20 protein-coding genes are annotated in these 17408 nt (G+C 56.5%); 13 read left to right on the forward strand and 7 right to left on the reverse strand.

Going from position 1 to position 17408, the window contains the following annotated elements:
- From FCL49_RS00005 to FCL49_RS00020, 4 genes are all read right to left on the reverse strand, one after another.
- A partial coding sequence (locus FCL49_RS00005) for a FimD/PapC N-terminal domain-containing protein (protein WP_217434304.1) occupies positions 1–549 on the reverse strand: 549 nt, incomplete at its 3' end.
- A gap of 61 nt (positions 550–610) precedes the next feature.
- The gene (locus tag FCL49_RS00010) at positions 611–1285 is read right to left on the reverse strand and encodes a fimbria/pilus periplasmic chaperone (protein WP_174351923.1); all 675 of its coding nucleotides are present in this window, start codon (positions 1283–1285) and stop codon (positions 611–613) included.
- A 46-nt stretch (positions 1286–1331) separates the two neighbouring features.
- Positions 1332–1880, reverse strand: a complete 549-nt coding sequence (locus FCL49_RS00015) for a fimbrial protein (protein WP_174351924.1) — start codon at positions 1878–1880, stop codon at positions 1332–1334.
- A gap of 421 nt (positions 1881–2301) precedes the next feature.
- Positions 2302–2898 (reverse strand): tyrosine-type DNA invertase, encoded by a 597-nt coding sequence (locus FCL49_RS00020; protein ID WP_174351925.1) that lies wholly within the window; start codon positions 2896–2898, stop codon positions 2302–2304.
- Positions 2899–3206: 308 nt separating this feature from the next.
- Between FCL49_RS00020 and FCL49_RS00025 the strand changes: the two genes are divergently transcribed.
- From FCL49_RS00025 to FCL49_RS00080, 12 genes are all read left to right on the forward strand, one after another.
- The gene (locus tag FCL49_RS00025; protein WP_174351926.1) at positions 3207–3431 is read left to right on the forward strand and encodes a hypothetical protein; all 225 of its coding nucleotides are present in this window, start codon (positions 3207–3209) and stop codon (positions 3429–3431) included.
- Positions 3428–3694: a hypothetical protein gene (locus FCL49_RS00030; protein WP_174351927.1), complete on the forward strand. Its 267-nt coding sequence runs from the start codon at positions 3428–3430 to the stop codon at positions 3692–3694. The genes FCL49_RS00025 and FCL49_RS00030 overlap by 4 nt, the downstream gene beginning before the upstream one ends.
- 222 nt (positions 3695–3916) lie before the next feature.
- Complete coding sequence (locus tag FCL49_RS00035) at positions 3917–4924, forward strand: 3-oxoacyl-[acyl-carrier-protein] synthase III C-terminal domain-containing protein (protein WP_174351928.1); 1008 nt, start codon at positions 3917–3919, stop codon at positions 4922–4924.
- Positions 4921–5937 carry an NAD-dependent epimerase/dehydratase family protein gene (locus FCL49_RS00040; protein ID WP_174351929.1) on the forward strand — a complete coding sequence of 339 codons (1017 nt, stop codon included), beginning with the start codon at positions 4921–4923 and terminating at the stop codon, positions 5935–5937. Before FCL49_RS00035 ends, FCL49_RS00040 begins: the two co-directional genes overlap by 4 nt.
- Positions 5930–6736: an MBL fold metallo-hydrolase gene (locus FCL49_RS00045; protein WP_174351930.1), complete on the forward strand. Its 807-nt coding sequence runs from the start codon at positions 5930–5932 to the stop codon at positions 6734–6736. Before FCL49_RS00040 ends, FCL49_RS00045 begins: the two co-directional genes overlap by 8 nt.
- The gene (locus FCL49_RS00050) at positions 6733–8016 is read left to right on the forward strand and encodes a F390 synthetase-related protein (RefSeq protein ID WP_174351931.1); all 1284 of its coding nucleotides are present in this window, start codon (positions 6733–6735) and stop codon (positions 8014–8016) included. Before FCL49_RS00045 ends, FCL49_RS00050 begins: the two co-directional genes overlap by 4 nt.
- Complete coding sequence (locus tag FCL49_RS00055; protein ID WP_217434392.1) at positions 8016–8633, forward strand: phosphatase PAP2 family protein; 618 nt, start codon at positions 8016–8018, stop codon at positions 8631–8633. The genes FCL49_RS00050 and FCL49_RS00055 overlap by 1 nt, the downstream gene beginning before the upstream one ends.
- Positions 8630–9763 (forward strand): sterol desaturase family protein, encoded by a 1134-nt coding sequence (locus tag FCL49_RS00060; RefSeq protein ID WP_174351933.1) that lies wholly within the window; start codon positions 8630–8632, stop codon positions 9761–9763. The genes FCL49_RS00055 and FCL49_RS00060 overlap by 4 nt, the downstream gene beginning before the upstream one ends.
- Entirely contained in the window at positions 9756–10838 is a 1083-nt protein-coding gene (locus FCL49_RS00065) for a fatty acid desaturase family protein (RefSeq protein WP_174351934.1), read from the forward strand. The genes FCL49_RS00060 and FCL49_RS00065 overlap by 8 nt, the downstream gene beginning before the upstream one ends.
- Positions 10835–11920: a fatty acid desaturase family protein gene (locus FCL49_RS00070; protein ID WP_174351935.1), complete on the forward strand. Its 1086-nt coding sequence runs from the start codon at positions 10835–10837 to the stop codon at positions 11918–11920. The genes FCL49_RS00065 and FCL49_RS00070 overlap by 4 nt, the downstream gene beginning before the upstream one ends.
- Positions 11921–12180: 260 nt before the next feature.
- Positions 12181–12612, forward strand: coding sequence for a type II toxin-antitoxin system Phd/YefM family antitoxin (locus FCL49_RS00075; protein ID WP_174351936.1), 432 nt, complete (start codon positions 12181–12183; stop codon positions 12610–12612).
- Positions 12612–13184, forward strand: a complete 573-nt coding sequence (locus FCL49_RS00080) for a type II toxin-antitoxin system death-on-curing family toxin (RefSeq protein WP_174351937.1) — start codon at positions 12612–12614, stop codon at positions 13182–13184. The genes FCL49_RS00075 and FCL49_RS00080 overlap by 1 nt, the downstream gene beginning before the upstream one ends.
- Before the next feature lie 63 nt (positions 13185–13247).
- Here the strand turns inward: FCL49_RS00080 and FCL49_RS00085 are convergent, their stop codons facing one another.
- Genes FCL49_RS00085 through FCL49_RS00095 form a run of 3 tightly spaced genes read right to left on the reverse strand, consistent with a single transcriptional unit; the run spans position 13248 to position 15822 of the window.
- The gene (locus tag FCL49_RS00085; RefSeq protein WP_135316945.1) at positions 13248–13397 is read right to left on the reverse strand and encodes a DUF2474 domain-containing protein; all 150 of its coding nucleotides are present in this window, start codon (positions 13395–13397) and stop codon (positions 13248–13250) included.
- Between the two features lie 14 nt (positions 13398–13411).
- Positions 13412–14419 carry a cytochrome d ubiquinol oxidase subunit II gene (gene cydB, locus FCL49_RS00090; protein WP_174351938.1) on the reverse strand — a complete coding sequence of 336 codons (1008 nt, stop codon included), beginning with the start codon at positions 14417–14419 and terminating at the stop codon, positions 13412–13414.
- A gap of 2 nt (positions 14420–14421) precedes the next feature.
- Positions 14422–15822, reverse strand: coding sequence for a cytochrome ubiquinol oxidase subunit I (locus tag FCL49_RS00095; RefSeq protein WP_174351939.1), 1401 nt, complete (start codon positions 15820–15822; stop codon positions 14422–14424).
- A 144-nt stretch (positions 15823–15966) separates the two neighbouring features.
- Between FCL49_RS00095 and FCL49_RS00100 the strand changes: the two genes are divergently transcribed.
- Positions 15967–17385, forward strand: a complete 1419-nt coding sequence (locus FCL49_RS00100) for a PLP-dependent aminotransferase family protein (RefSeq protein WP_174351940.1) — start codon at positions 15967–15969, stop codon at positions 17383–17385.
- The last annotated feature ends 23 nt before the right edge of the window (positions 17386–17408 follow it).

The raw sequence follows: 17408 nt of genomic DNA on the forward strand, positions 1-17408 counted from the left end.
GCGTGCGGTGTTGTTGGCGCCGCTGAGGCTGTAGTTGAGCAGCAGGGCGGTGATGCCTTCGTCCCATTGGGTGGAAGGCACATAGCCGCGGGGCTGACGGGCCAGCGCGGCCTGGGGAATGCTGAGTGCCAGCTGCTGGCGGTCGAACAGCAGGCGGGTAGAGGCCTGGGGAATGGCTGAAAAATTAGCGCAGGCGGCATCGGGAGCCCCGAGGGCAGGGAACTGAGCGACGCGCACGCCGTAGTCGGCGAGTTCGGCGACGCTGATGCAGGGCTGCAGGCCCTGACCGTCGGCCCCGGCGGTAAAGGTGACCATACGGGTATCGACCTGCTGGTCGTTAATCAGCACATCGACCCGGTAATCACCGGGAAGCTGGTTTCCGTTCTCCTCAAACACCGCCAGATCTGCACCAGATTGTGATGGATTGCCCGTCTCCAGCAGTGCCGGGTTAAAATAGTCCCGCGCCTGCACACTCTGGGCCAGCAGTTGCAAGGCAATCAGCAGCGCCAGCCGGGTGGGGGAAATGCCCATCCGCAGATGTTGTTTCATTACATCACTTCCTTGTTGTGGGCCGGCAAGCCTTGACCGGCAAAAGCAACGGGTAGCCTGGCTACCCTTGCAAAGTGCCTCGCTGTAGTGCACCGGGGCCGCCGAAGTCGTTAATCAGTCGCCAGGTCACAGCATTGCCTGCGCCCGTGGGTAAACTAAAACTGGTGCTGCCGTGAGGGGCCACGAAGGTGGCATCCTTCACCTCATGGCCATTTACCGTCACGTTTTGAAAGTTCATGTAGAAGGGGGTGGGGTTGGTGACTTCCAGCTTCGTCCCTATGCGGTGCCAGGCCAGTTGCCCGGCGACATTTTCAGGCAGGCCCTTCAGGCTGGCGGGGCGATAGATCAGTTTGATGCGGGTTTTGATCGCAATCTGCAGCGTGTTGTCGCGCCGTTCCGCTGAGGGAATGGATTTGACGTTCAGCCAGAACAGCGACTCACGGTCTTCCGGCAGGCTGCCGCCGACCCGTACTACACGCAGTACGTTCTGGCGCCCGGCATCCAGACGAAACAGCGGTGGGGTCAGGATGAAAGGAGCCTTTTCACTGCCGCCTTCCTGCTGTTCTACCCAGGACTGAATCAGGTACGGCAGGGCATCCGGATTATTGACACTCAGTGATGACTCTTTTTTGTCACCGTCATAAACCAGCCGGGTGGCACCGACCACTACGCCGGCCTGCGCCAACTGGCTTATCATCATTACACTGCCACATAGGGCAGCAAGCCCGTATCTCATGAGGGGTCTCCAAAAAAGGACGGCAAATGCCGTCCGGGCAGGGGGATCAGTTGTAGTTGATGCTAAATGTGGCGGTGGCATTGGCTGAACCGGCTGATACGGTTGCAGCGGTGGAGATATAACGGGCGGTGAAGTCGAGATCGTTGGTGACATCGTTGGCAGGGACTGAAGCATCCCCTTTCGCCAGGGTATAGCTTACGGAGTTGGTAGCCAGCGGCAGCACATTGCCGCTCTTGTCGCTGATTTGGATACCGAGACCGGTTGCTGCACCGGCACCGCCGGTTAATGCCAGAATTTTGTCATCGCCACCTGCGGCGATGCCGTCGAACTTGACAGTGGCGGTGGTGGCTGTTGGGCAGGTTTTCAGTTTTAGGGTGAATTTGGTTGCGCCTGCGAGGGAGCCGGAGGCACCGAACGAGGTTTTACTGATCTTGCCCATTGGCACTGACAGTGCATTAGAACCACCCATATCGACGACGCAAGCCGTGTCGGTGACAGAGCCGGTAAAATTGACGGTACCATCGGCAGCGAAGGCGGAAGAGAAGGAGAATGCAGCGGTGGTGGCCAGAGCGGCCGCGAGCAGAGTGTGTTTCATGGTAACAGTTCCTTAGTTAGTGCGAATCTACGCACAAGTCTCCATTAACCCATTGATAGGGTTGTCCTTTTTTAAATTCAACCCTTGTGTGTCCCTTTAGATAAAAGGCAACATTTTGAGTCATAATGTCACATTAAGTGAGTAGTGTTGTTCACTGGGTGATTGGAAGGTTTTAATAGCGTAAAACACCATGGATGGTGTATTAACAGTGTTAATAACTGGATTTATTTTTTTATTTAGAGCGAAGAAGGCAACAAAGCCAGGTTTTTCCGATGGCGGACTCCCGCTGGGCGCAAAGCGACGGAATATGATGGATCTTTCAATTTACTGATATTTAAATAGTTATTTAGTTAAGAAAAATAACTTTCACGCAGTGGTTGACTTTATTTCAGGACATTCTTAAGTTATGTGTCAGTTTGACTCAAAAAGTAACATTTTCGTCTGTCTTTTCCTCCTTCCACAGATGTTTAAACCGGCCTGAATTGGCGGCGGTATACAGCACGGTGTGTTGAATATTGCGATGCCCCAAATAGTCCTGAATCACCCGCGTATCGGCTCCGTTATCGGCCAATGCATAGCCACAGGCATGGCGCAGCATATGCGGGTGTGCCGCTACCGCTAGCCCGGCCTGTTTACCGTAGGCCTGTAACATACGGTAGATGCGCTGGCGCGATAGCCGATAGCCCTTTTGCGATAAAAACAGCCACTCTTCATCTTCCAGATTGCGGCACGACTGGCGCTTTTCCAGCCAGCGGGTCAGCAGCTGCTTTTCGGTCGCTTCCAGTGGATGAATGGTGGAAAGTCCATTTTTTAGCCGGTTCATGTAAACACAGCCGCTTTCCATATCCAGATCGGCCAGGCGCAGACCGTTGAGTTCGCTGACGCGACAGCCGTGGATAAAGCCCATCCAGATCAGGCAACAGTCGCGTTCGGGGGCGCGACCGGCAGCGGCCTGTTGCAGCAAACGGTTGACCTCGTTGCGCGTCAGGTGCTTGCGGTGAGCGTGGGATTTTTGCATTGCTTATCCTCAAAAAAGACAATGGCCGGCAACAGGCCGACCATTGGCGTCGTCCGTCAATGATTGACGATGCACAGCGAGTATAGTGCAGGTTTGGCGTAAAAGAGCGGCAGTCTGTGGGCAGGAAAATCCGATCTCCTTTAATACCTGACAGCAATAGGCTGGTTTTTCAAATTTGCCAGTTCGATAAGGCATTTATTTCACGCAAGCTGCTGAATTTGCGAAGCGTTACGCAGTTCACTAATTGAACAATCATTGCTGGTGAAGTAAGCTTTTCCCCACTAACTGACAGCCACAGGAGGTGGGGTATGCGTAGTTTGCCAATTCGGTTATCAAATGAAATTGATGACAATCTGAACGAGATTGCACAGCGGCATGGAATGAAAAAAACGGATGTGATCCGCTTGGCTTTTGCGCTAATCAGCATTGCTGATAAGCAGTGGGTGAAACAAGACGGTTCCTCTCTTGGCATCGTGCGCGAGAACGGTGAGGTGTTGGAGGCGGTAGGTCAGGTGGTGGGGGTTTTCCCATGAGTATCCAAAATCAGAGTGCAAAGGTGGATGCGGAAACATTGTATTTGGATCCGGCATTGGTGTTTGACGAAATGGAGCGATTGCGGCTAGCGCGTCAGGTGTTGTGCGGCATCTTCGTTATCAGCGTGGGCGTTTTTGTTGCCCACGCGTATTGGGATCAAAATGAATCCATCAGGCAGGTGTTCGAACTGTTGAAGATTGGCGCCCTGCCGTTGGTCACATTGGTGATCTCCTTTTACTTCCCTAATAGCCACGCCAGATAATTCCCGCCGATTTGCCCCTTTTTGCTTCCTTGCCGTAAACTTGATATCTCAGTATTGTTACCATTATTTGTCGGCGGCCGCCGGCTATTTGCAGTGCATAACAACAATCAATAGCCCAGGTATGTGGGCACTTTGGGATTTAAAACCGGGGATGACTCGGTGCTGTCACAGGACTGCGCCGGGAGATCGCTTTATGGATATACAGGTTAGTTAACAACAATAATGACAATACAATCTTGTTCACCCACGTTGCTGCCGTTGAAAGTCATCGCCACGGGGGCAGCATTGCCACCCAACCGAGTCGACTCCTCCGCGCTGGATAGCCTGCTGTGCAAGCCGACAGGCTACGTCGAGAAACGCTCCGGTATCCGCTACCGATTTCACGCCACCGATGATGCCAGCCAGGCTGAACTGGCCGTCGCTGCATTGCAGGATGCCTTTACCCGTAGCCGCATCGATACGCAATCGATAGATCTGCTGATTTCCGCGTCCGCGATTTCAGTGCAGGCCCTGCCTTGCACCGCGGCGCACATTCTTAAAGTGGCCGGTCTGGCACCGGGCACTGCAGGGTTCGATATCAACAGCAGCTGCGTCAGCTTTATTTCCGCCATGCAGGTGGCCGCCGGGCTGCTGAATGCCGGTACCTACCGGCGCATTGCTATTGTCTCCGCCGATTTGGCTTCACGCGGTATTGACTGGCAGCATGAAGAGTCCTCGCTGATTTTTGGCGACGGTGCGGCCTGCGCCATCGTCGAGCGTGGCGACGGCAGTAGCGGTATTCTGGCCAGCCTGGTGGAAACCTATCCTGAAGGCAGCGAGCTGTGCGAGATCCGTGCCGGGGGCACGCGGCGCAACCCGCGCGCCGGCATGAATAACAGCGATTTCCTGTTCCATATGCAGGGCAAGCAGCTGTTTCGCCAGGCGTCGGCGCTGATCGAAGATTATCTTGCCCGTCTGCTGGCCGCCAGTGGCCTGACGTTAGGGCAGATCGCCACGGTGGTACCGCATCAGGCGAGCCACCTGTCGCTCGAACATATGCGCAAGCGGCTGCACGTTTCCTCTGAGGTACTGGTGGATATCTATCGTTATCACGGTAATCAGGTGGCGGCGTCTATCCCCACTGCGCTACACGCTGCGGTTACCAGCGGTCGCTTTAACCCGGGTAAACCGGTGATGCTGATCGGCACCGCCGCCGGGCTGTCGCTGGCCGGCATGGTGCTGCTGCCATGAAGGTTCTGGTCACCGGGGCCACCAGCGGACTGGGGCGTAATGCTACGCAGTGGTTGCTGGAGGCGGGTCATCAGGTTCATGCCACCGGGCGTGATAGCCGCGCCGGGCAGGAACTGCGTGAGCTGGGGGCCGAATTCAGCCCGCTGGATTTGACGCAGGCCACGGCGGAGCAGTGTCGTCAACTGATGGCCGGTTGTGATTGGATCTGGCACTGCGCGGCAAAATCATCCCCCTGGGGCAGTCAGGCAGAGTTCTGTCAGGCCAACGAGGTTGCGACCGAAAAACTGGCACAGGCGGCAGGGGACTGTGGCGTCCGGCGTTTTGTTCACATCTCCACACCGGCAATCTATTTCGATTTTCGGCCGCACCAGAATATCGACGAAGGCTATCGCGCCCGGCGTTTCGCCAACCATTACGCCGCCAGCAAATATGCTGCCGAGCAGCGGCTGCAAGCACTGGTGCCGCGTTACCCGCAAACTGCCTTTATTATTCTGCGGCCCCGAGGGCTGTTCGGCCCGCACGACAGGGTGATTGTGCCGCGGCTGCTGCAACAGCTGGATCGCGACCGCGGCGTGCTGCGGTTGCCTGGCGGTGGCAAAGCGATATTGGATCTGACCTTTGTACTTAACGTGGTGCATGCGATGGATCTGGCCAGTCGCCAACCACGCTTGCCATCCGGCGCGGCCTACAACATCACCAATCACCAACCGCAGCGGCTGGCGGATATGCTGGATTCGCTGCTGCGCCAACAGTTGGGGCTGCGTTACCGGCTGCAGGCGGTGCCTTATTCCTTGCTGTACGCGCTGGCGGGCGGGCTGGAGTTGTTGGCCCGTTTTACCGGCAAAGAACCCTTGCTGACGCGCTATAGCGTGGCGGCGGTGCATTTTGATATGACGCTGAGCCAAACCCTGGCCGTGGAACAGTTAGGCTATCGGCCACGTTATTCGATGGAAGAGGGGATCCGCATTACCGGAGACTGGCTTAAACGGCAAGGAGAGCAGCCCCATGGCTAAGGTCACTGTTTTTGAAGTGGGGTACTGTACCCATATCGGCTGTATGGCGCTGCGCGGGGCCGGTTTTCGGGTGTGTAAATTCCCGGCTCGTGCCTATTTGCTGGAGGTGGGAGAGCGCCGCTGGCTGTGGGATACCGGCTATGCGCACTATTTCCAGCAGCAGACGCAGTCCGGCATTTTCCGCATCTACCGCCAAATGACGCCGGTGTATTTCGACCCGCGTGAGTCGCTGAGTCAGCAGTTGCTGGCTGCCGGTTACGCCGCTAATGATATTCAGGCGCTGATTATCTCGCACTTTCACGCCGACCATATTGCCGGGCTGCGAGATTTCAAACACCTCGATTTTATCTGCTCTGGCGAAGGCTGGCGGCAAACCCGGACTTTACGCGGCTTCGCGGCGTTAAAACGCGCCTTTATCCCCGGCCTGATCCCAGAAGATTTCGAGAGTGGCCTGCAGTTTATCGAGGGTTTCCCACAGGTCAGTCTGCCTGCGCTGCTGGCTCCTTTTGAACGCGGCTATGCGCTGCCGGGCAGTGAAGGGCAGATCCTGCTGGTTGATTTACCGGGGCATGCGGAAGGGCATATTGGCGCCTTTATTCTCACCGACCAGGGCTGGACGCTGCTGGCCAGCGACGCGGCCTGGTCGCCGCTGAGTTATCAGCAATTGCGCGGGCCTTCGCGCCTGGCCAACCTGGTGATGGACGATGCCAACGCCTATTACCGTACGCTGGAGCGCCTGAATCAGCTCTGGGCGAGCGGCAACGCGAATATTTTACTCTGTCATGAGGGGGATTTATGAACCCGCTGATGACGCTGTGGTATTACTTTCGCACCCGGCGCCTAACCTTTGCCGACCGTCAGGCGCTGGAGGCATATCAGGCCAAACGGCTTAGGCGTTTTGCACGCCGTGTGCTGGCAAAGAGTCCTTATTTCAGCCGTTTCAAACAGCAAGCGATGGCCGAATGGCCGCTGATGGACAAGGCGCTGATGATGGCGCAGTTTGACCAAATGAATACTGCCGGGCTGCAACGTGAACAACTGCTGGCCTGCGCGCGGCGCAGCGAGCAACAGCGGGATTTCAGCCCGAAAATCGGTAAATACAGCGTGGGCCTGTCGTCGGGCACATCCGGCCAGCGCGGCATCTTCGTCGTCAGCCCGCATGAACAAAGCCTTTGGGCCGGTGGCATGTTGGCGAAGATGCTGCCGGACGGGCTGTTTGCCGGTGAGCGCGTGGCGCTGTTTCTGCGGGCGGACAATAATTTGTATCACAGCGTCAACAACCGCTGGTTGAGTCTGGAGTTTTACGATCTCTTTGCCCCCTTTGCCGAACAGCTCTCGCGGCTGGAGCAACAGGCACCGACGATTATCGTCGCACCGGCGCAGGTGCTGCGTGCATTGGCCCTGGCGGTGCTGGCCAAAAAAATTCGGCTCGAGGTCAAAAAGGTGATTTCGGTGGCCGAGGTGCTGGAGGAACAAGACCGGCGGCTGCTGGCGCAGGTGTTCCCGGCGGTGGGTGAGGTCTATCAGGCCACCGAAGGCTTCCTGGCCGCCACCTGCGCGCACGGCACCCTGCACCTGAACGAAGAGTTTTTGCACATCGAACCCCAATGGATTGATGAGCAGCGTTTTACACCGTTGATCACCGACTTCACCCGCAGTACCCAACCGATCGTTCGCTATCGGCTGGACGACGTGCTGGTCAGGCAGACCGAGCCTTGCCCCTGTGGGCAGTGGTCAATGGCGATTGCCCGTATCGAAGGGCGGCGTGACGACCAACTGATGTTGCCGGATGCCCTTGGCCGGCCACAGCTGGTGTTTGCCGATTTGTGCAGCCGGGCTATTGCCAATGCACTGCCGCTGACCAGCGATTACCGTTTAATCCAGTCTGGCGAGCGGCAGTTGCAACTGATTGCCGACTGTAGCGAAGCAGACCTGGCGAACTGCCAGCGGCAACTGGCTGCCTTGTTTGAACGCCACGGCATCGACAGCGCTGGGCTGGAGTGGCAACTGAGTACGCAGGCGGTGATGCCGCAGTTTGATCGCAAGAGAAGGCGGATTATCCGGCAGGTGGCCGCATGATGAAAACGCTGCCGTACCGGCTGTGGCAAATGCTGTTGGGCTGGGGATTTGTCGGGGTAGTCTATAGCTTTACCGACCGCCTGCAGGGCGCGGGTACGCTGCTCCCGCCTTCGGTGATTGACCGTTGGATCCCGTTCAGTCCGACGGCCATTTGGCTGTACCTGTCTTTCTTTATCATTATTCCGCTGGGCTACTTGCTGGCACCGATCCCGCGGGTTCGATGGTTGCGTGCCGCGATGCAACTGGCTGCTTTGGGGGCCGGGGCGGTCTACCTGCTGTGGCCGACCACTATGGCTTATCCGCAAGACAGCGGGGGCGGTGTGAGTTCAAAACTGCTGGCGGCGCTGACCCAGGTGGATTCGTTGCAAAACTGCCTGCCGTCGTTACATATGGCGCTGACGGTGCTGGCGGTGTGGGCACTGAGCGACCGACAGCGTAAAGTGAGAACCGCGCTGTTGATGCTGTGGGCGCTGGCGATTGCCTTTTCCATTTTGCAGCTGCGTCGCCATCTGCTGGTCGATCTGGCCAGTGGGGCATTGCTGGCGTTTTTGGCAGGCTGGCTGGCGCAGTGCATAGAAAATTGGCGGCGTGACACCGTCACAGGAGAGATAGGATGAGCGAACTGGCGATGCCCATCGTGTTCATGCTGTTTGTCGTCATTGGTGAGGCGCTGGTGCTGCAGTATGCACAGCGTCAGCAGGTCAACTGGCACGATCTGGTGTTCAATCTGAACTCCGGCCATATCATGCTGTGGTTGTTCCGCGGGCTGGAGATCACCTGCTACGGCTATGTGGCGGCGCACTTCAGTCTGGATTTGCTCGGCAGTTGGCCACCGGTGCTGATGTGGCTGTTTGCCCTGCTGGCGTGGGACTTCGGCTTTTACTGGTTGCATCGCTTGCATCATTACCTGCGCGTGCTGTGGGCGGTACATGTGGTGCATCATCAGGGGGAGCATTTCAATCTGTCGCTGGGAGTGCGCAACTCCTGGTATTCGTCGCTGACCTCGATCCCGTTTTTTCTTCTGCTGGCGCTGTTGGGCGTGCCGCTGTCGGTGTTTGTCACGGTCTCGATTCTGCACTACAGCATCCAATTGTTTAACCATAATGCGCTGACCCCCAAACTCGGCTGGCTGGAGCATATTCTTGTTACGCCGGCGCACCATCGGGTGCATCACGTTAAAGATATGGCCTATTCGAACCAGAACTTCGGCGGCAGCTTTATTTTCTGGGACAAGCTGTTCGGTACTTTTTGCCCGAGCCTGCCGCAAACGCCGTTTGTGTATGGCGTCAGCGGCGATAAGCCGTCCGCCAATCCGTTTTGGGCCAGCAATCTGCCGTTTCTGCGCTATTTTCGCCTGCGCTGGCGGCCGAAGGCGAGCAGCGGTCGTTTCCGCTACTCGGCGCTTAGTGTGTTCAGCGGCGCGATGCTGCTGTTTGCGCTGGTGATTGGCTATGTTGACCAGTACGGCTATGGCTACAGCGATATCAGCTGGCCGCAGATGGCGCTGCTGGTGTTGTTGGCGCTCGGTTCGATGGCGCTGGGCGGCATGACCGAAGGGCATCGTTGGGCGATGACTGCCTGGTTGATGATTACGCTGAGTCTCCCGCTGCTGTTTATCGGTTATCTGGGCTGGTCGCAGCTTTATTGGCATCTCGCGATGGCCCTGCTCACATTGCACGGTGTTTGCGTGGCGCTGGGCTGGGGCCGGGCAAGCGCTCCGGCGCAGCTGGAGGAACCCCATGGCTGATACACTGGTCCCATTGAAGTTTCCCGCCGACGGTGAACAGGCGTTCCATCGTGCGCTTAAACGGGCGGCTCATGCCTATCTGGCCGGTGACCATCGCTATGCCGACGGTTGGCGGTTGGCAAAGGCGGCGCTGTTGTTGGCGCTGTGCGTGGGCTTTTATGCGCTGAGTCTGATGCAGCAGCAGGTTTGGGCATTTTTGGCCTGTTATTTCTTGTTCGTGATGATGGGCATGTTGCTCAACGTGAATGTGAACCACGATGCTTCGCATAATGCTTTTCTACGTGCCCCCTGGGCCAGCCGACTGGCAGGGCGGCTGGTGACGCTGCCGTTGGGGGTGGATCCGGATTATTGGCGGGTGCGCCATGTGGAATATCACCATGTTTACGCCAACGTTGAACACTACGATCTGGATACCGAAGAGAATGGTTTCTTCCGCCAGACACCGTTCCAGCGCTGGCGCAAGCATATGCGTTATCAGCACCTGTACTGGCCGTTGATTGCCGCACTCTCCTTGCCCTATATCGCCTGGATATTTGACTGGTCGGATCGTTTGGGTAAAACCCCGTTGCATGAAAAGAATATTTTACCGGGCCGTAGCGGCTGGGCGGTGTTTATCCTGTGCAAGATTGGCCATTTGGTGCTGGTACTGGCTCTGCCGTTGGTGCTGTGCCAGCAGAGCGGTATCGACTGGCCGTGGGTGCTGCTGGCCTATGCGCTCAGCCAGATGTGCGCCTCGTTGTTGGTGGTGTTTCTGCTGCTGGGTACCCATTGGGCGCAGGCCGAATTTTATCCGGCTCCGGAGGGCGACAGCATGCCACATGGCTGGTATCGCCATAATTTCGCTACCGCCTGTGACTGGCAGACTTCGCCGCGCGGCTTGCAGCACCTGACCGGTGGACTGAATTATCACCTGACCCATCATCTGTTTCCCGGCTGGAATCATCGCCATTATCCGGCGCTGGCCGCCATAGTGGCGCAGTTGGCGGTTGAGCACGGCATGGAATACCGCTGCATTGGTTACCGCGAACTGCTGGCGCAACAACAGCATTTTTTGCGTCGGATGGGGCAGCCATGAAGCCATTGCGTCCGTTGGCCTTCAAGCCGGATGACAGCGGGTTGCATCGAGCGCTGATGCAGGCCGCGCAGGGTTATCTGGCCGAGCATCACGACCATCGTTTTGCCGACGGCGGCATGCTGGCGAAAGTGCTTTTCCTGCTGGCGCTGTGCGCGCTTTATTATGGGTTTAGCCTGCAGCAGCAGAGCCTCTGGGGCTTTTTTGCCTGCTACTTCGGCTTTATTTTCATCGGCATGTTCCTCACGGTCAACGTGGTACACGACGCGTCGCACAACGCGTTTTTCCGGCAGCCCTGGGCCAACCGCTGGCTGAATTGCCTGGTGAGTATCCCGCTCGGCCTGGATCCCGACTGCTGGCGGGTACGGCACGTGATTTTTCACCACGCACACAACAACATCGAGCATTACGATCCCGATATCGATGCCAATGGCGTACTGCGGCAGACGCCGTTCCAGCGTTGGCGGCCCTTTATGCGCGCGCAGCGCTTTTACTGGCCGCTGGTGGCGGCGATGACCTTTCCGTATTACATCTGGCTGTTCGATTGGTTGGATCGGGCAGGGCGAACCCGGGTCAGGGCGAGGATGGCGCAACAGGGCGTGCGCGGGTGGAGTATTTTTCTGGCAGGTAAAGCGGCGCACCTGATACTGGCGCTGGCGATCCCATGCTATCTGTTGCCCCCGGCGATCGGCATGGGGCAGATCCTGCTGGTTTATCTGCTCAGCCAGATGCTGTCGTCACTGCTGTTTGTGATGTTGATTATCGGCACCCACTGGGCCAAGGCGCAATTTTATCAGGCACCGGAGCAGGGGCCATTGGCGCACGGCTGGTATCACCATGTGTTTGCCACTACCTTTGACTGGTTCACGCGGCCGCGCTGGCTGGGCTATTGGTTGGGCGGCGCGAATCTGCACCTGACCCACCATCTGTTCCCGCACTGGAGTCACCGGCATTACCCGGCATTAAGCCGTATCATTGCCGAAGTGGCACCACGTTATGGTATCGATTATCGGGTGTTGGAACTGGGGGAGTTGCTGCGTCTGCAACAGCGCTTTCTCACTGCAATGGGGCGCAAACCGGTTTAGTTATTGATGGGTATAATATTTGCAACTTGTTGAATTTGCGAAGCGCCCCGCAGTTCACTAATTGAACGATTCGCCGGCTTCACGTAGACTCTATCCCACGGAAAAAGAGTAATAGGAGGCGAGCTAAATGTTATTTTCCGATTTATTTATCTAATGAATCTTTAGCAATTTTCTGAGACCCTGTTCTGTACGTGATAATCGCTTTTCGAAATGTTAATCTCTGCCATAAGCACATAGACACGCAGTGGATAGAGGTTGCTATGAAAGAAATCACATATGCCCGACTCCGTGCCGATTTATCTAAAGTATTAGATGAAATTCGCGGTGGTGAGACTTTTATTGTTATTCAACGAGGAAAGGAGTCCGTAATGCTGGGGCAAGACAACCAAGAATCATCAACTTCAAAAATAAACACATTGGATAGCAAAGTATTAAAGGCTATGGTGCGAAATACCGTGTCAGCTATAAATGCCAATCAGGTTACACCTTCCATTACATCGACAGAGGTCGATGCGCTAGCAAGAATGATTAAGCTTCAGGGAATGCTTGATAAAACCACTATTGATGCACTGCAAGAACAAGCTGAGTCGGCAGGAAAATCAAATCCTGTCAAGCAAATGTCTATCAAAGATGCTGTCGCCGAAGTGAGAAAGCGGCATGCCAAAACTATAAAGGATTTGGAGGGTAAGTAATGGAAGCGCTTATCTTTCTTTCTACTCAAGAGGTGATTGATATTCAGCGCGTAACCTTACCTCAGGGGGCCGTAGTAGATATTGATAAGTTAGAAGGTGCCCTGGGCCGGGTTATCAATCATCATCACTATCACTCATGTGATGATGTTTTTGAACTGGCTGCCGTATATTTAATTTCTATAACAAAATCTCATGCATTTGCTGATGCTAACAAACAAACCGCTTTTATATCATGCGCGACATTTCTGCTGGTGAACGGGCAACCGTTAAGAGAGTCATTTTTTCTCGTCAAGTTAACGGTAATGGTTACTGAAGATAAAGTGGATGTTAATCAGGTGGCGTTTTTACTGCGTCTTCTTGGCGATTATTATTATAAGTCCATTTTTGGCGGCGTTGATGATTTGCCTGAAGATGAAAGAGAACGTTTTTTGTATAACTTAACGGTATTTACCATCACTGCCGATGATACTGAAACGGCAGAGTTTATAGCTGCGGCAAACCGCCTGATGAATGATGCTGAACTTGATGAAATGGCAAACCAAATTGTTGCTGGTTACCGTAACCCGGTTTAAAACTCCTCTTAATGTTGTCACCCAAATAGCCACCCAGCTCAGGTGGCATTTGGGCGTATATTTTTAATGCGATCTCATGCCCGCTGCATTCATCAACAGGCGGAACATCGAAGCGACCGCGAACAGCCCCAGCACGCTGGCGCTCCAGATCACCACCAGCCAGCCGATGCGTTTCCACCAGGGCGCCGGCACAGGTGCGGTTTTATCCTGCATAGTTTCTTCCCTCATCAGTGATAACCCTGTTCATGGCTGACCTTGCCGCGGAACACGTAGTAGCTCCAGAAGGTGTAAACCAAAATAATCGGAATGATAAACAGCGCGCCCACCAGCATAAAGCCCAGGCTTTGCGGTGGTGCAGCGGCTTGCCACAGGGTGATGGACGGTGGGATCAACAGCGGCCAGATACTGATGCCCAGACCACTGAGGCCGAGGAACACCAGCAGCAGGGTGAGCAAGAAGGGCGAGTAGTGCGCCGCATTTTTCACCCCATGTTGAATGCCCCAGGCGCTGAGCAGCACCAGGATCGGCACCGGCAGCAGCACAAACAGATTCGGCAGTGAGAACCAGCGGGTGGCGATCTCCGGGTGGGCAATCGGTGTCCAGATGCTGACCACCGCCAGCACCAGCAGCAGGATAACCAGCAGCGGCGTTGCCAGCCGGTACATGCGGGCCTGCAGGTCACCGGCGGTTTTCATCACCAGCCAGGTGCAGCCGAGCAACGCATAGGTCACCACCAGCCCCAGCCCGCAAAACAGCGCGAACGGGGTCAGCCAGTCGAGAGCGCCACCGGCATAGGTGCGGCCGTTGACCGGGAAACCGTTGATGATGGCACCTACCACCACACCCTGGCTGAAGGTGGCGAAGATGGAGCCCCAGATAAACGCCTTGTCCCAAATGTGGCGTTTTTCTGCCGTGGCCTTAAAGCGGAACTCAAAGGCCACGCCGCGGAAGATCAGGCCAAACAACATCAGGGTCAGCGGAATGGCCAGCGCGTCTAGGATCACCGCGTAAGCCAATGGGAAAGCGCCAAACAGCGCCGCACCCCCCAGTACCAGCCAGGTTTCATTGCCGTCCCACACCGGGGCGACGGTGTTCATCATCACATCACGGTCACCGCTGTCCTTAACCCAGGGGAACAGGATGCCGATACCCAAATCAAAGCCGTCCATTACCACGTACATCATGGTGCTGAACACGATGATCACAAACCAAATCAGCGGAAGATCAATGCCCATGCTCAGCTCCTGTCATCCAGAGTTTCTTTCACCGCAGACAGCGGACGTGCCGGTCGGCCTTCGGTGTCATCTTCATGCCCTTCATGCTGCTGCGGCCCTTTGCGGATCAGCCGCATCATGTAGGAGTAGCCCACGCCGAACACCGAACAGTAGACGATGATAAACGCCAGCAGGCTGATGCTCATGTGCAGGTCACCGTGTGCGGAGACCGCATCCTTGGTGCGCAGCAGGCCATACACCACCCACGGCTGACGCCCAATCTCGGTAGTGAACCAACCCGCCAGCAGTGCCAGCAAACCGGAAGGCCCCATCCACAAAATGAAGTAGAGGAACGGCCGTGACTGATACAGCCCACCGCGCCAGCGCAGCCACAGGCTCCAGACCCCGGCGAGGATCATCAGCATGCCCAGTGCCACCATAATGCGGAACGACCAGAACACCACGGTGGAATTCGGCCGGTCCTCCGGTGGGAAGGATTTCAGTGCCGGTACCTGCTCGGTCAGGCTGTGGGTCAGGATCAGGCTGCCCAGGTAAGGTACCTCCAGCTTGAAGCGGGTTTCCTCACGTTGCATATCCGGCCAGCCGAACAGGATCAACGGGGTGGCTTCACCCGGCGGGTTTTCCCAGTGGCCTTCGATAGCCGCGATTTTTGCCGGCTGATATTTCAGCGTATTCAGGCCGTGCGCATCGCCGATCATCGCCTGTATCGGCGCGACAATCAGCGCCATCCACATTGCCATCGACAGCATTTTGCGCATCGCCGGAGTGTCGCGCCCGCGCAGCAAATGCCAGGCGGCGGAGGCACTGACAAAGAACGCCGAGGACAGGAAGGCAGCGGTCGACATGTGCAACAGCCGGTACGGGAATGACGGGTTGAAAATCACTTTCAGCCAGTCGACCGGCACCACCTGGCCGTTGATGATTTCGTGGCCCTGCGGGGTCTGCATCCAGCTGTTGGACGCCAGGATCCAGAAGGTGGAAATCAGCGTTCCCAGCGCTACCATGCAGGTAGCGAAGAAGTGCAGGCCAGGGCCGACACGGTTCCAGCCGAACAGCATCACCCCGAGGAAACCGGCCTCCAGGAAGAAGGCGGTCAGTACTTCGTAGGTCAGTAACGGGCCGGTGATACTGCCGGCAAACTCGGAGAAAAAGCTCCAGTTGGTGCCGAACTGATAGGCCATCACCAGGCCGGACACCACGCCCATGCCGAAGTTGACGGCGAAAATTTTTGACCAGAAATGATAGAGATCGCGGTAGGTTTCATTCCGTGTTTTCAGCCACAATCCTTCCAGCACCGCCAGATAACTGGCCAGGCCGATGGTAATTGCAGGGAAAATGATATGGAAAGAAACGGTGAAGGCGAACTGTATTCTGGCAAGTTCCAGTGCATCAAGACCCAGCATGGCGCCTCCTTGGGTTGTACATAAAATGGCCTCTTCAGTATAGCGGTAATTTTTCTATCGAAAGCTTGGCGTCAAGTTAAGCACGGAGTACAGTGACTATAATAGTGACAGTTATTTCACTTTTTCATATAACAGTTAGGGCTTATGACCAGATACGAGCAGCTTGCACAACAGATTCGTGAACAGATCCAGAACCGGGTATGGCGGGCGGGCGACAAGCTGCCGTCGCTGCGTGAGAGCGGTAAACGTGCCGGACTGAGCCTGATGACGGTGGTGCAGTCGTATCAATTGCTGGAGAGCCAGGGCTGGATCGTCGCACGGCCGCAATCCGGTTATTACGTGGCGGCGCGTCCACAGCCATTGCCGCAGCCGGCACACGGCGCAAAGCTGTTGCTGAGTGAGCAGGTCGATATCAACACCTTTATTTTTGATGTGCTGCAGGCGTGCCAGGATCCGGAGATTGTGCCCTTTGGTTCGGCGTTTCCCGACGCTACCTTATTTGCTCAACCCAAGCTGGCGCGGGCGCTGAGCAGTGTGGCGCGCAAGTTTACGCCGCACAGCTCCCTGGCCAATCTGCCGCCCGGCAATGAAGCACTGCGCCGCCACATCGCCCAGCGGTATGCGCTGAGCGGTATGCAGGTGGCGCCGGACGAAATCGTGATTACCGCCGGGGCGATGGAGTCATTAAGCCTCAGTCTGCAGGCGGTGACCCAGCCGGGGGACTACGTGGCGATCGAATCGCCGGCGTTCTATGGTGCGTTGCAGGCACTGGAGCGGCTGCGTCTGAAGGCGGTGGCAATTGCCACTCACCCGCAGGACGGCATAGATCTGGATGCGCTCGAGCAGGCGCTGGAGCAGTACCCGATCAAGGCCTGCTGGCTGATGACTCACTTCCAGAACCCGCTGGGGGCCAGCCTGTCGGACGACAACAAGCAGCGGCTGGTGAGTTTACTGCGTGAGCGGCAGATTTCCCTGATTGAGGATGACGTTTACGGCGAGTTGTATTTCAGCGCCGAGCGGCCGCAGCCGGCCAAGGCGTGGGACAGCGACGGGCAAGTCCTGCATTGTTCGTCATTCTCCAAATGTCTGGCACCGGGTTTCCGCGTCGGTTGGGTGGCGGCGGGGCGATACGCGCAGCAGATCCAACGGCTGCAACTGATGAGTACCGTCTCGACCAGCGTGCCGACCCAGTTGGCGATTGCCGATTATCTGCTGCACGGCGGCTACGACACCCATCTGCGGCGTCTGCGCCGCTTGCTGGCGCAGCGCCAAAGCATGATGCACCAGGCAATCGCACATCATTTTCCGCCGACCGTCAAAGTCAGCCAGCCGGACGGTGGCTACTTCCTGTGGCTGGAGCTGGATCCGGCGCTGTCGTCGATGGAGCTCTACCAGCGTGCACTGGCATTGGGGGTGAGTATCGCGCCGGGCCGCATGTTCACCACCGGCAACCACTTCAACCATTGCTTCCGCCTGAACGCCTCTTTTGACTGGAGCGACAAGCACGAGGCGGCAATCAAAACCTTAGCCAAACTTATCCGGCAGCTCGAACCCGCAGGCTAAGCACCCTGGGTCGATTGGTATCG

Origin of the sequence: Serratia proteamaculans (genome assembly GCF_013337185.1) — a bacterium.
Taxonomy (GTDB): domain Bacteria; phylum Pseudomonadota; class Gammaproteobacteria; order Enterobacterales; family Enterobacteriaceae; genus Serratia; species Serratia proteamaculans_D.